The 13,667-nt window shown below is 64.4% G+C and carries 11 protein-coding genes and 2 pseudogenes; 2 read left to right on the top strand and 11 right to left on the bottom strand.

What is annotated here, in order from left to right:
- Nucleotides 1-44 precede the first annotated feature (44 nt).
- The 6 genes and pseudogenes from VLR48_RS09170 to cysZ all read right to left on the bottom strand — a co-directional run bounded on the left by VLR48_RS09170 (nt 45) and on the right by cysZ (nt 6,610).
- Complete coding sequence (locus VLR48_RS09170) at nt 45-272, bottom strand: hypothetical protein (protein ID WP_325291487.1); 228 nt, start codon at nt 270-272, stop codon at nt 45-47.
- Nucleotides 273-363: 91 nt separating this feature from the next.
- A pseudogene (locus tag VLR48_RS20250) lies at nt 364-564 on the bottom strand (hypothetical protein); the annotation flags it as partial.
- Between the two features lie 52 nt (nt 565-616).
- A pseudogene (locus VLR48_RS09160) lies at nt 617-883 on the bottom strand (DUF29 domain-containing protein); the annotation flags it as partial.
- A 118-nt stretch (nt 884-1,001) separates the two neighbouring features.
- Complete coding sequence (locus VLR48_RS09155; RefSeq protein ID WP_325291486.1) at nt 1,002-4,073, bottom strand: efflux RND transporter permease subunit; 3,072 nt, start codon at nt 4,071-4,073, stop codon at nt 1,002-1,004.
- Nucleotides 4,070-5,206, bottom strand: coding sequence for an efflux RND transporter periplasmic adaptor subunit (locus tag VLR48_RS09150; protein ID WP_325291485.1), 1,137 nt, complete (start codon nt 5,204-5,206; stop codon nt 4,070-4,072). The genes VLR48_RS09155 and VLR48_RS09150 overlap by 4 nt, the downstream gene beginning before the upstream one ends.
- Before the next feature lie 222 nt (nt 5,207-5,428).
- Nucleotides 5,429-6,610 (bottom strand): sulfate transporter CysZ, encoded by a 1,182-nt coding sequence (cysZ, locus tag VLR48_RS09145; RefSeq protein WP_325291484.1) that lies wholly within the window; start codon nt 6,608-6,610, stop codon nt 5,429-5,431.
- A gap of 402 nt (nt 6,611-7,012) precedes the next feature.
- On the opposite strand from cysZ, the gene VLR48_RS09140 reads away from it, so the two are divergent.
- On the top strand, nt 7,013-8,365 hold the full coding sequence (locus tag VLR48_RS09140; protein ID WP_325291483.1) for a hypothetical protein: 1,353 nt from the start codon (nt 7,013-7,015) through the stop codon (nt 8,363-8,365).
- Between the two features lie 156 nt (nt 8,366-8,521).
- Nucleotides 8,522-9,586, top strand: coding sequence for a DUF2333 family protein (locus tag VLR48_RS09135; protein ID WP_325291482.1), 1,065 nt, complete (start codon nt 8,522-8,524; stop codon nt 9,584-9,586).
- 96 nt (nt 9,587-9,682) lie between these two features.
- Here VLR48_RS09135 and cysC read toward each other — a convergent pair whose 3' ends face one another.
- From cysC to VLR48_RS09110, 5 genes are all read right to left on the bottom strand, one after another.
- Nucleotides 9,683-10,342 (bottom strand): adenylyl-sulfate kinase, encoded by a 660-nt coding sequence (gene cysC, locus VLR48_RS09130; protein WP_325291481.1) that lies wholly within the window; start codon nt 10,340-10,342, stop codon nt 9,683-9,685.
- A 225-nt stretch (nt 10,343-10,567) separates the two neighbouring features.
- Nucleotides 10,568-10,963, bottom strand: coding sequence for a hypothetical protein (locus VLR48_RS09125; protein ID WP_325291480.1), 396 nt, complete (start codon nt 10,961-10,963; stop codon nt 10,568-10,570).
- Between the two features lie 17 nt (nt 10,964-10,980).
- On the bottom strand, nt 10,981-11,295 hold the full coding sequence (locus VLR48_RS09120) for a hypothetical protein (protein WP_325291479.1): 315 nt from the start codon (nt 11,293-11,295) through the stop codon (nt 10,981-10,983).
- Nucleotides 11,296-11,588: 293 nt separating this feature from the next.
- Nucleotides 11,589-12,683, bottom strand: a complete 1,095-nt coding sequence (locus VLR48_RS09115) for an ABC transporter ATP-binding protein (RefSeq protein ID WP_325291478.1) — start codon at nt 12,681-12,683, stop codon at nt 11,589-11,591.
- Nucleotides 12,667-13,667: ABC transporter permease (locus VLR48_RS09110; RefSeq protein WP_325291477.1), on the bottom strand; the 1,001-nt coding region annotated here is incomplete at its 5' end. The genes VLR48_RS09110 and VLR48_RS09115, both read right to left, overlap by 17 nt.

Below are 13,667 nucleotides of genomic sequence, written 5' to 3'. Positions count from 1 at the left end.
CCGCAACCGGCGATGACTGTTTTCATGCGATACGCCAGCCGGACTCAGGCCGCGCGCTCGCCATCCCCGAAAGCCGTCGCGAGGATGCGCTCGGGCAGGCGCTGGATCTCCTTGAGCTGAGCCTCGGCGGCGAGGTGGGCGGACTCTGCTGCGGCGAGTTGGTCCCGGAGTCGGCGAACGATCCGTTCCTGCTCCGGGCGCGGCGGCGCGCAGATCCGGAACTGCTCCAGGGTCGGCATATAGATGGTCTTGTGGGTGGCTCCGGTCGCCAAGGATCTCAGATGCTCGCGCGAGCAGATAGCCGTCGGCGCGCTCGCGTCGCGTGAGGGGCGAGGCGGCGAAGCCGCGATGGGCCAGCAGATCGAAGAGGTCCAGGTCGTGGCATTGCTCCAGCTCGCGCAGGCGCTCGGGATCGGCCTGGCCGTCGCGCAGATGTTGGATCAGGCCGGCACGTTCGCGTTGCTCGACCCAGATCGAGTGCAATCCGTCCAGGTCTCCCGTCTCGCGGCGCAGACGCTCGGCGAGCTCGGCGCGGTATTCGTACAGCGTGATGAAAGACGGCATCGCCGTAAGCGGCGGACAAGACCTCGGGGAGCTTCGCTGTGAGGCTTGGATTGTCTGCCAAGTAGCGGGCGATCTCCCGGCGTTGGATCTTGATGGTGCCGCGCCATGAGTTGCCTCGCAGCATCGGTTGCGCCTGCCATTTGAGAATGTGCATCAACAGGATGGCGAGTCGACTCAGGAGCTCCCTTTTTTCGCTGCGGCCCATGCTTTCGATCTCCTCGGCGATGTTCTCGATGTCGGCGGCCGCGAGACAACCCGCACGCAGCAATGCGGCCTGCTCGTTGGCCCAAGCGAAGAAATCTCGGTCATAGAGAGACATCGGGGTCTCCTGCGTTTTGCAATGAGCTTGTGATCTTAAACCGCGCCGCTGCCAGCGCTCTTCAAGTCTGCCAGGGCCGATCACATCCAAAAACATCGCATACCGCGCTAGGCGCGGTTTAAGCCGTATCGATCTCGGGACGGACGACGCCGATGGTCCGATGCTGATCCGGCGAGAGCAGCATGTAGAAGGCCGGCACGACGAAGAGCGTGAAGAGCGTGCCGATGCCCAGTCCAGTGATGATCACCAGCCCGATGTCGAAACGGCTCACGGCGCCCGGACCTGTGGCGATGAGGAGCGGGATCATGGCGACCAGCATTGAGACCGTGGTCATCAGGATTGGCCGCAGCCGTATCGCCGAGGCTTGCTCGACCGCCTCGCGTTTGGAGAGTCCCTCGCGCTCGCGCAACTGGTTGGAGAATTCAACGATCAGGATGCCGTTCTTGGCGATCAGACCGATCAGAGTGATGAGTCCGACTTGGGTGTAGATGTTGACGCTGGCGAAGCCGAGAAAGAGGAAGGCGAGGGCGCCGGCGATGGTGAGCGGCACCGACATGAGGATGACGAAGGGGTCGCGCCAGCTCTCGAACTGAGCGGCCAGCACGAGATAGATGATCAGGAGCGAGAGGAAAAAGGTGACCTCGAGTGCCGTGCCCTCGGTCTTGAACTGGCGCGACTCGCCCTTGTAGTCCCAGCGCACGCCGCGCGGGAAGAGGGCGGACGCCTCCTGCTCCAGATAGGCAAGCGCGGCACCCAAGGGGACGCCGGGCGTCATGACGCCGGAGAGCGTGATGGCGTTGAGTTGTTGGAATTGGACGCGCTTGGAGGGCTCGATCTGGTCGCGGATCTCGACCAAGGCCGACAGCGGGATGAGGTCGCCCGCGGCGTTGCGGACATAAAAATCCTGCAACTTACCGATATCATTGCGGAAACGCTGTTCAACCTGAGGAATCACCTGATAGCTGCGGCCTTCCAGGCTGAACCAGTTCACATAATCTTCGTTGAGCATCACCGAGAGGCTACGTCCGAGATCGGCCATGCTGATCCCCAGATCGCCTGCGAGATCGCGATCGACCTCCAAGACGGTGCGGGGCCGCTCGTACTTGATGTCCTTGCTCAGGAACATGAAGTTGCCGCTCGCCATCGCCTTGCCGAGCAGTTGGTCGGCGAGTCCGTCGAGCTCGGCGACGGGGCGATCGGAGAGCACGACGAACTCCACCGGAATCCCGTTGCCGGGTGTCGGCAGGCTCGGCCTAGGGAAGACGACCGTCTCCATCCCGGTGATCTCCCCGAGCATGCCTTGGAGCTGCGGCTGGATCTCCATCTGGCCACGCTCGCGCTCCGAGGGCGGGAACATCTTGAAGCCGCCGAAGGTCATGCTCTGGTCGCCGCCCATGCCGGCGATGATGAAGCTCTCCTCGTACTCGGGAAAGGACTCGAAGATGGGCAGCATCTCGTCGATGTAGCGCAGGTTCAGATCGACGGTCGCGGTCTGAGGCGTGGTGCCCATGAAGAAGAGGATGCTCTGGTCTTCGGTCGGGGCCAGCTCCTTCTTGGTCATGCTGTACATGCCGTAAATGGCGGCCAGGATGACAACGGCGACCAGGATCGTGACGCCCGGATAGGTCAACCATCCGTGCATAAAACGCCGATAACCAGCTGAAAGATCTGTGAAGACGTGCTCGACGCGGCGCTCGAACCGGCTCTGATCGCTGCCGGCACGCAAAACGTGTCCGGCGAGCATCGGCGAGAGGGTCAGGGCGACGATGCCCGAGACCACGACGGCCCCGGCAAGGGTGAAGGCGAACTCGGTGAAGAGCGACCCGACCAGCCCGCCCATAAAGCCGATGGGCGCGTAGACGGCGACCAGCGTGAGGGTCATGGCGATGATGGGCATGGCCAGCTCGCGCGCCCCGTCGATCGCCGCCTGGGTGCCGCTCTTGCCCATCTCCAGATGGCGGTGAACGTTCTCGACCACGATGATAGCGTCGTCGACCACCAGGCCGATCGCCAAGACCATCGCGAGTAATGTCAGGAGGTTGATGGAGAAACCGAAGAGGAGCATGAGAAAACCGGCCCCGACGATCGACAGGGGCACGGCGACGGACGGCACCAAGGCCGCCCGGATCGAGCCGAGTGACAGGAAGATGACGAGCAGCACGATCAGCACCGCCTCGGCGAGCGTCTTGAAGACCTCTTTGATGGATTCCTCGATGAACTCGCTGGCGTCGTAGGGCACGAACGCCCTGAGCCCTTCCGGGAACTGGGTCTCGAGCTCGGGCATCAGGTCCTGCACCCGGCCCGCGACCTCCAGCGGATTGGAGCCCGGTGCAGGCTCGATGCCGATGAAGATGGCGGGGATGCCCTTGTAGAGCGTGGCCGAGTCATAGGTCTTGGCGCCCATCTCGACCTCGGCGATGTCGTCGAGACGGATCAGGGTGCCGTCCTGGGTGCGCACGACCAGGCGCTGGAAGTCCTCGACACGGCTGACGTCCGTGGTCGCCGACAGATCGATCTGGACCTGATCCCCGCGCAGCCGCCCGATGCCGGCGAGATAGTTGTTCTCGGCGAGTACGCGGGCGACCTCGTCGCCGCTCACGCCGAGCGAGGCCATGCGTGCCGGGTCGAGCCAGATCCGCATCGCAAAGGTCTGGTCCCCGAAGATCTCCGCTTTGGCAATACCTTCAAGGGCCTGGAGCTGGGGCTGCACGACGCGTATGAGGTAGTCCGTGATCTGCGGGAGCGTCATCTCCTCGCTGTAGAAGGCGAGATACATGAGCGCCGTGGAGTCGCCGGTGGTGGAGTCGATGACCGGGTTCTGCGCGGCCTCGGGCAGGACGTTCAGACGGCTGGCGACCTTGGCCTGGATCTCGGCGACGGCCGCGTTGGGGTCGTAGTTGAGGCGCATGTTCGCTTCGATGACCGACAGCCCGGCCGTACTGGTGCCGACCAGATACTCGATCCCGTTGGCCTCGGCGATGGCCTGCTGCAGCGGGGTCGTGATGAAGCCCTGGACCAGATCGCTGCTGGCGCCGGGGTAGGCCGTGGTGATGGTCACCACGGTGTTCTGGGTCTCGGGGTACTGGCGGATCTCGAGGTCCATGAAGGCGCGGATGCCGAGGATGAAGATCAGCAGGCTGACGACGGTCGCCAGGACCGGGCGGTGGATGAAGATGTCGGTGAACTTCATTTTGCCGCGTCCTCGGAGTCAGGCTCGGGCGCACCCTCGGAGGTGTCCGCCGCAGGCGCTTCCTGCTGCGCATCGACGATCCGGACCTCCTGCGCGTTGCCGAGCTTCACCTGGCCGGAGGAGACGACACGCTCGCCCGCGGCGAGTCCATCGAGTACCGCGATCTCTTCCCCGCGCACCGCGCCGGTGCGCACTTGGCGGCGCTCGACAAGGGTCTTGCCGTCCTCCTCGCGGATCACGAAGACCGCGTCTCCGTAGGTATTGAAGGCGACGGCCTCGCGCGGGATGGTGATCACGGCGTCCTCGCGCGGCAAGAGGGTCGCGACCCGAGCGAACCCGCCGGGGCGAAGCGCCAGGTCCGGATTGCTCAGGCCCGCACGGACACGAACGTTGCGCGTGCCCTGGTCGATCCCCGGGCTGATGACCTGGATGACCCCGTCGAAGGTCCGGTCAGGGTGCGCGGAGACACGCACCTGCACCTGTTGTCCGACCGCCAGGAGCCCCAGATGCCGCTCCGGCAGCGAGTAGTCGACATAAATAGGGTCGAGGGTCTGGAGCGGGACGATGGACGAGCCTTCGGCGAGGAACTGCCCGAGGTCGATCCGACGGATGCCGAGTTGTCCGTCGAAGGGTGCGCGGATGGTCTTCTTCTCGATCGTCGCCTGTTTGGCCTTGACCTGCGCGCGGGCCTGGTCGAGCTGCGCGCTGATCTCGTCGAAGTCGCCTTGAGCGACGGCGCGGTCCTTGAGCAGCGAGCGGTTGCGGTCGACCTTGATCTGCGCGAGGCGCTCCGCGGCCTGCAGTCCCTCCAGGTCGGCGCGATCGACCTCATCGGCCAGCCTGACCAGGATGTCGCCTTTTTTGACCATCGCGCCCGATTCGAACTCGATCGCCGTCACCTGCCCGGCGACCTCGTTGTTCACCTCCACGCCCTGGATCGCCTGCAAGGTGCCGACCGCCTCCAGGGCCGGCTCCCAGGCCGTTGTCTCGACCGTCACGGCAGTCACCGTCGGTGCCGGCATGGGTTGCGAGAACATGGCGATCTCGGATTGAATCTGACTGTATTTGAGGTAGGCGAGGGCGCCGATCACTGCAGCAAGCACCATCGACACGAGCAGGATACGGACAAACATGGGCGAGATGTGCCTCTAGCTGTGGAATTGCCGGGTAAGTAACGGTTCAGAAAGAACTTAGCCATTCCGGTTCGTTCTCCCCCTCTCCCCAACCCATCCGGCGAGGAGAGGGTCTAAGGTGGATCACTTGTTATCGAACCGTTGCTAAGTGACTTCGGGTCGTTCGTACACCGGATCCGGGGGCTCGGACGGACGCTCGATCCGAGCTTCGATCCGATGGCGTCAGTTCAACAGGACTTGTTTTGCCTCGTTGATCTTGGCGGCCAGGTAGTCGGAGCCGCCGCGATCCGGATGCAGCCGCTGGATCAAGCGCCGATGCGCGCCGCGAACCTCTTGCGCACCGGCATCCGGGCCGATCCCGAGGATGGCGCGAGCCTCCTCCGGCTGCATGCGCTCGATCGGTGTGTGTGCCGTTTCGGCGTGTCGGCGCCGCGGTGACTCCGTGGTCTTGCGTCCGCGCTCGCGATCGAGATAGACCTCGAGCGCCTCGGCGGACTCGGGGTCGTTCGTATAGCAGGCATCGAGCATCTCGACGAGATCTTCGGTCGGCACCTGGTCGAGCGCCCGCCCGGCATGCGGCCCGGCCAGTACCTCGCCGCCGATCCGGCCCGAGAGGTGGTCGATGACGAGCAGGACGCAGCGCGTCGCAACGCGGGACTGGGTCGCGCCTTGGTAATGATTCGCGCCCTTCAGCTCCCGAACCCACATGGCGGTTGCGCCCGCAACGGCGCTCGGCATCAGGATAAAATTGACCACGGGCACCATACTCAGCAAGGCCGCGGAAGCGCCGAAACCAAGGCTCATCCCGCGTTGTCGACCGAGACGGCGTCGCATCTCGCGAAACTTCATCCCGTGGTTTCCCATCGGATAATCCGAATACTGAACCGCAAGTACCCAGGCAATGTAGAGAAACCAAAGGATCTGTCCGACAACGGGGACAAACAGCAGTAGAAGGAAAGGAATCGCTAGAATAGTGGCATAGAGAAGTTTTTTGATTTCGTCTATGAGCGTTGGCAAGCTCTCGGCGATCACGCTCGCGAATGTGCTCCCCTGATCGAGCGGGCGTCCCGTGAGCATCTGCTCGACCTTCTCGGCCAAGAGGCTGTTGAAGGGCGACGCGATCAGGTTGGCCGCCAAGGCGAAGAGGTTGAAGACGACGACGAGCAAGACCAAGACAAACAAGGGCCAAAGGATCCAGTCCAGCCAGCCAAGCCAGCTCGGAAGGCGCGCATCGAGGGTAGCGAGGAATTGCTCGAACAGCCGCACGCCCAGGGCAATGGCCGCGGAGAAGATCAGGATATTGACCGTAAGCGGGATCACGACGAACCGCCGTAACCCGGGTCGAGCGATCAACCGGATGCCTTGGAGCAGGTATCCGGCACCTGAGAGAGGGTTGGTTTCCATAGAGATCACGGATGTCCGAAGCCTTTATAAGCGGTTGAGTGCGAGACCGGATCCCCGATCCACGGGTCGGCACGGGCGTCGGAGCGCGTCTCGGCGGGCCGGCGACATCCGCGGCAGTATATCCGGGGCGCCCGGTATGCGGCAGTCGATCCGCGTATCCCCGCGACGATCGACACGCTGTTCAGGCGCCTGCGTTTACCGACGAGCCGTGCCCTTGCCTGGCCCGGTGTCCGGTACTCCCGGAGCCCGAGCGCGCGATCGTCGTCGCTCGCTCGATCGCCGTTGAACGGCCGATCGCGGTTCGATTGTGGTTCTCCCTTGAACCCGCGCGCCTATTCAGGCAGCCTAAGCAGGTTTTATGACCAAATCCATTTTTAACCGTCCCACACGAGGATCAACCTGATGAAAGAGGTCGTGGCCACGCTCGAACCAGCACGAGCAAAACTGGCGACTATCGATATCGGTAAGACGTCCGTCTGGACCGTGGCCGTTGTGACTGTAGTCGGAACCCTGTACGTCACGCTCGCCGACCCTTTCGCGGAACCAGCACCACTCTCCCCGATTCAAGTCGCCGCCAATCTCGCACCGATCGGGACTTTGACCCTGACGGCGACGCCGGAACCGGCTGCTCCGGCAACGGCTCCGGCTACCGCGCCCGAGCCCGCGTCGAGCGGCGCACAACCGGCGCCTGCGTCCGAGCCGGAAGCGCAAGCCGCTGCCGTCGAGGCGACACCTGAGCCCGAGGCTGCTCCTTCGACGGCGGCCGACGCGCCGCACTTCGCGCCATTGCCGGCCGCACCTGCGCCCGAGCCGGAAGCCGACACCGCTGTCGTCGAGGTTGCGCCCGAGAAGGCTCCGGAGACCGAGGCGCCGGCCGTCACGAGCCATCCGGACGCCTACGGAAAGTCTCACTTTGCCCCCTTGCCCGCAGGGCCGACGGTGTCCGCGTCGTCCCCGGAGACCAAGGCCGCGCCATCTGAATCAACCGCCGAGGCGGTCGCCGTACCGATCGGAGAGCCGGTCGTAGAGCCGGTCCCGGCCAGGCCAGCACCTGCGGCGGCACGCCCCCCGCAAGAGTATCGGATGCCGCATTTCGCGCCTCTGCCGGGATCGACCGCCACCGCCCAGCCGAGCCCCGCGGCAGCGCCCGCCTTGGCGCACCCGACCCGCCCCACGCTTCCGCCCGTCCCGGATGCGCCTGCCCCGGTTGCGCCGGTTGCGCCGGTTGCTCCGCCCGTCGAGGCGCCTGCCGTCTCGGAGAGCGTACCCGAAGCGCCGGCCGAGCCGGTGGTGTCGAAGCAGCCTGAGCCTGCTGCACCCGCAGATCCCGCGCCCCCGACCTCGGCTCCGGCTCCTCTCATCGAGGTTCCGGTGGTCGTCGTGCCGGTGACCCCGGAGCCTGTTGCCGAGCCTCCGGCGAAGGGGCCTGCTTCGGCGGAGGCGCATCTGAGCGAGGCGGAGGTCGTGGAGGCGCCGGCAGTCAAGGCAATGCCTGCTTCCGAACCGGCCGCCGTGCCCAGTCAGCCGGTGGTGGAGGCTCCGTCAACGCCTGTTGCGCAAGAGCCGCCTGCCTCGCCTCCGGCCCCTGCGGCGACTGCACCGTCGAACGAGCCGACCGCTGCCGCGCCGCCGATGGAGCCCGCTCCGGCTGCGCCTGCTCCGGTTGCCCCTGCTCAAGCAACGGAAGCGGCTCCTGCAATGCCCGTTGTCGAGCCGATGCCGCGTTGGCTGAATCACTTCAGCCCCATGCGTTAGGCCGAGATCCCCGCACCGGATCTTCTCGATGGTCCGGTGCGGGCGTTGCCCGCCGGGTACGCAACGGCGTGGAGGCGAGGCCGGTACTGCCCCGAGGATCCTGAGCGTCATCGCACGCGCGAGAACGCGCGAGCCCCAGAAAACACGGAGAATGTGATGGAAAAGCCGCACATGCCGAAGACGGTGACAGAAGTCGTCAAGCTGTACGATCCGCGGACTTGGCGCGAGAAGGGGTTGTGGTGGACCGCAGGGTTGTTCGTCGTCACCTACATCCTGGTGATCACCATCCTCGGGATCTTCTGGTCGCGCTCGCCGGCAACCTTCGACATCCGGGAAAAGGCTGAGGGCCTTGCCGGCGGCGAGGGGAGCGAGTCGGTGCAGCTCGTGACCGGCAGTTACACGACTGCCGCCGCGATCGGTATCGCCGAGACTCTTTTGGACAAACCCGGCGGCTATCTGAGCAACGATATGACCCCGCCGGGCGTCTTCCTGGACAATATCCCGAATTGGGAGTTCGGTGCCCTCACCGAGCTGCGGGACCTGGCCCGAGCGATGCGCAACGAGTTTTCCCGCTCCCAGACCCAATCGGTCGAAGACAAGGATCTTCAGGTGGCCGAGCCACAGTTCAGCTACGATTCCGAGTCTTGGATCCTGCCGTCGACAGAGTCCGAATATCGCACCGGCATCGCTGCCATGTACCGGTATTTCGAACGTCTCAGCGACGGCAATGCCTCGGACGGGCAGTTTTTCGCACGATCCGACAATCTGAGATCCTATCTCGCGGTGGCGGAGAAGCGTCTCGGCAGCCTGGCGCAGCGTCTCTCCTATGCCGTCGGTCAGGCGCATCTGGATACGTCACTTGCGGGTGACCCGAGCGCTCGACAGGCACATCCGGCTGCCGGCGAGCGTGAGAACAAGACCCCGTGGATGGACATCGACGACGTCTTCTTCGAGGCACGCGGCTATACCTGGGCCTTGCTGCATACCTTGGAAGCCCTTTCGATCGATTTCGAGAAGGTGCTGGAGGACAAGAACGCGCTGGTCTCCCTCAAGCAGATCGTCCGAGAGCTCGAGAACACCCAGAATCCGATCTGGAGCCCGATGATCCTGAACGGCACCGGTTTCGGACCGATGGGTAACCATTCCCTCGTGATGGCGTCCTACATCTCGCGCGCGAACGCGGCGATCATCGATCTGCGGAGCCTGCTCGAGAAGGGTTGACCGCATTAGCGTAGGACAGGTTTCGCTGCGCTCTAGCCATCCGACGACTTGGGATTGTTCAGGGTATCGACTCGGGCCGCATCGCGGCCCGTGGCGTCAGGAACTCGGCAGGATGATCCCGCTCGAGCGAAGGTAGGCGATCACCTCGTCGGCCAGGACATCCGGCGGCTCGCGTCCGGCATGAAGCTGAAGCTCCGGTGCGGTCGGTTCTTCATACGGATCGTCGATTCCGGTAAATCCCTTGATCTCGCCGGCACGGGCCTTCTTGTAGAGCCCCTTAGGATCGCGTATCTCGCAGATCTCGATCGGGGTGTCGACGAAGACCTCGATGAAGTCGCCTTCCGGCATGGCGCGCCGGACCCGGTCACGGTCCGCGCGATAGGGACTGATGAAAGCGGTCAGGGCGATGATGCCGGCTTGGGCGAATAGATGTGCGACGGCACCGATGCGTCGAATGTTCTCTTCACGATCGATCGCGGAGAATCCGAGTCCGAAACGCTGAGCGAACTCCTCGCCATGAACGTCGCGGAGCATACCCGGACCTGCGTTGAGTGCGTGGCGGACATTATCGCCGTCCAACACTGCGCTGTGGATGCCCTGCTGGTGGAGTCGATGGTCAAGCGTATTGGCGATCGTGCTCTTTCCCGAGCCGCTGAGCCCGGTGAACCAGATCACGCAGCCTTTGTGTCCCTTCATCATTTCGCGATCCACGCGAGAGACCTGATGCTCATGCCAGGTCACATTGGTGTCGTTCATGGTCTATCCTCAAGGATTTTTAGGGTTGATGAACCGAGAATGCAAAAATCCTGCCGTATACCAGATTCAGGGCGCGCGGCGGACTGGACCCGGAGCGATGCGCCTCAGCGGTCCGAGGTTCCCGCTAAGGTCGACCCCGTAGTGACTTCAAGGCGGACGGCTCGCGAGCGCACGAAAGCCGGAGCATTCCGCACGCGGTCTCGATGCTGATCCGAACGCCCGAGGTCAGGTCCCGGGCACGCGGGGCATCGCGAACCGTGTCTCGACGGTGCCACCGCAGCCCACGATGCATTCCTCGTATTGAATCGTGCAGATCGTCATCTCCGCGGCCGGACAGGTGTCGGGCTTGATGCAGAGCGCACCCGGCGTGGCGAGACAGGTCGCGTGATCCGCCGAAAGCCGCTCGTAATGCATCCGACACTCCTCCTCGCGCACCCGTTGGCGCTGCTCGCACTGGCTTCGGCTCAGGTCGCAGCTCGCCACGCAAGCCTGTGCTCGCGGATCCGTGGGCGAGATCAGCTGTCGTTCCTGCAGGTGATTGGTGCATCCGGCGGCGGCAAGTAGCGCCAAAACGCCGATCAAAAGGTGTGGAGCGCGCACGGAAAGGATCCAAGGGGCCATCGGTGATCTCGCGTTGGTCAAGAAGGCGATTGTCGTCTGCGCAGGCGGCGACCGAGTAGATACAGCAGCGCACCGTTGATGCCGACGCCGATTGCAAGCAGGGCAAGGTTGAGTGCGGCCGAGTCGATTCCGAGCAGGCCGCCGACCTGGCTTACGAACAGGCTCCATGGTAGCGCAAAGAGGACGAGAAATATCCCGGACGATGGATCGCCGCCGAACAGCAGCAGGGCGATCGCACCGACCGAGACGGCCAGATAACCGGCGATGAGATCGCGCATCGCCGTCGGGATCTCGGTGTGCGGGGCACTGGCCTTACGGGGGGGTTGTGGCATGATAACCTCCTGCCGATTCGAGGATTGAACGCCGACGATCATCGGGCAGAGCCGGGCCGGTACAGGGCCCATCGAACCAAACCATTCGGGCGACCCGACCGATCACCCGATCGATCGAGGACGGGCCGCGGAGAAACGAAGATGAGCAAAGGCGAAGACAAGAAGAAGGAAGCCAAGAAACAGCCGCTGAAGAACATGAAGGAGAAGCGGGCAGAGAAGAAGGCCAAGAAGGGCGGCCGAAGCGGCTGAGCACAAGGAGTCCTGCATCGTCGGGATCCGACGCCATCTGCGGATCAGGTCCGCGCCGGAGGACTGCTCGTGATCGCATCTTCCGGGGCATCGCTCGTGCAGGGAAAGACGACCAGATGATCCGCTTCGAGTCGGATCCCGATGTCATCCCCGACGGCATGTTGATGGTGGCTCGGGACCAGGCAGAGCACCTCCGTTCCGCTCTCCAACCTGAGCTGATAAAGATACTCGGCACCTCGAAACGCGCGCTCGACCACGACCGCGCGCCGCGGGCTGGTCTCGTCGTAGAGCATGTCGTCGGGTCGAATCAGCACCTCCGCCGCCGTTCCCGGGGCCAGACCATGCCGCTTGCTCCCGGCCACGCGCCCGAGCTCCGTCTTCACGCGTGTCTCGTCGACCACGATCGCCGGGAGCAACACTCCTTGGCCGATGAAACCGGCAACGAAGCGATCCGCCGGCTCATGGTAGAGCCCGAAGCCGGTTCCCCATTGTCGAATGCTGCCGTTTGCGATCACCCCGATCTGATCGGCCATGGCGAAGGCTTCGAGCTGGTCATGGGTGACGAGGATCGCCGTCACGCCCTCGCGTCTGAGTAAATCCCGCACCTCGCGAGCAAGCTGCTCGCGCAGCTCCGCGTCCATGCTGGAAAAGGGCTCGTCGAGCAAGAGGATATCGGGGCGCGGTGCCATGGCGCGGGCGAGGGCGACCCGCTGTTGCATCCCTCCGGAGAGCTCGTGTGGATACTGGGATGCCGCTTGGCGCAGATCCACCAGCTCCAGAAGCTCGGCGACGCGACGCTCGCGCTCGGCACGTTTGAGTCCACGCAGGCCGAACGCGACGTTGCGTGCCACCGTGAGGTGCGGAAACAAGGCGAAGTCCTGAAACACCATGCCGACCCGACGTTGCTCCGGGGGGAGGGTATTGCCGGGTACCGAGACACGCCGCCCGTGCAACAGGACCTCGCCGCGGCTGACCGGCTCGAACCCGGCGATGGCGCGCAGCAAGGTCGTCTTGCCGCAGCCGCTGGGGCCGAGCAGACACCCGATGACGCCTCGCTCGAGGAGGAAGGACACATCGCGCACGATCGTGGTGTCGCCATAGGCGACGCTGACGTCTCTGACCTCAAGCTGTGTCGGCATTGCGGGACTTGGTGATGGAACGGCTCAGCAGGATAACCGGAACCAAGCCTGCAAGCACGATGGTCAGTGCGGCAGGCGCGGTGTCCGCCAGGCGCTCGTCGGAGGCCAACTCGTAGGCGCGAACCGCGAGTGTGTTGAAATTGAAGGGTCGCAGGATCAAGGTCGCCGGGAGCTCCTTGAGCACATCCACGAAGACCAAGAGCACCGCGGTGAGCAGGCTGCCCCTGAGCATCGGGATGTGGATACGCCGCAACACCTGGGCCGGCCGATAGCCCATGGCCCGACCGGCCTCGTCCATCGACGGCCGGATCCGTCCGAGGCCCGCCTCGACCGTCTGCAGTGCAACAGCCAGAAAGCGCGTCAGGTAGGCGAAGATCAGGGCGGCTAGGGTCCCGCTCAGCAGCAGGCCGGTGGAGATATTGAAGGTACTGCGCATCCAGGCGTCCAGGGTGTTGTCGAACCAGGCGAAGGGGATGATGACGCCGATGGCGATGACCGTACCGGGGACGGCGTAGCCCAGACCGGCGATCTTGACGGCTCCGGTGACCGTGCGCGTCGGATGCAGCCGTTTGCCGTAGCCGAGCACCAAGGCCAGCATCAAGGCGATCAACGCGGCGATTGCCGCGAGCTCGAGGCTGTTGCGCACCAGGCGCCAGAAGGCGGCGTCGTAGGCACCCTCGGCGATCGTCAGCGCCCAGGTCGCGAGCTGTCCGGCGGGGATCAGGAACCCGAGCATCAGCGGAATCAGGCAGAAGACGACGGCTGCGGCGGCGCACCAGCCGGTCAGGTGGTAGCGGCGGATCGATTGATGCCGCCGACCGGTGTCGTGGTAACGCGCCTGGCTGCGCGAGATGCGCTCCAGCGCGATCAGCACCAGGACGAAGCCGAGCAGCATCGCCGAGAGCTGGGCGGCAGCCGCGGCGTTGTTCAGACCGAACCAGGTGCGGAAGATCCCGGTCGTGAAGGTTTGGACGCCGAAATACT

It is taken from the genome of Thiocapsa sp., from assembly GCF_035467215.1.
Lineage (GTDB): Bacteria > Pseudomonadota > Gammaproteobacteria > Chromatiales > Chromatiaceae > Thiocapsa.
Note: the sequence above shows the minus strand (reverse complement) of the source record. Positions and strands in the feature narration are given on the sequence as shown.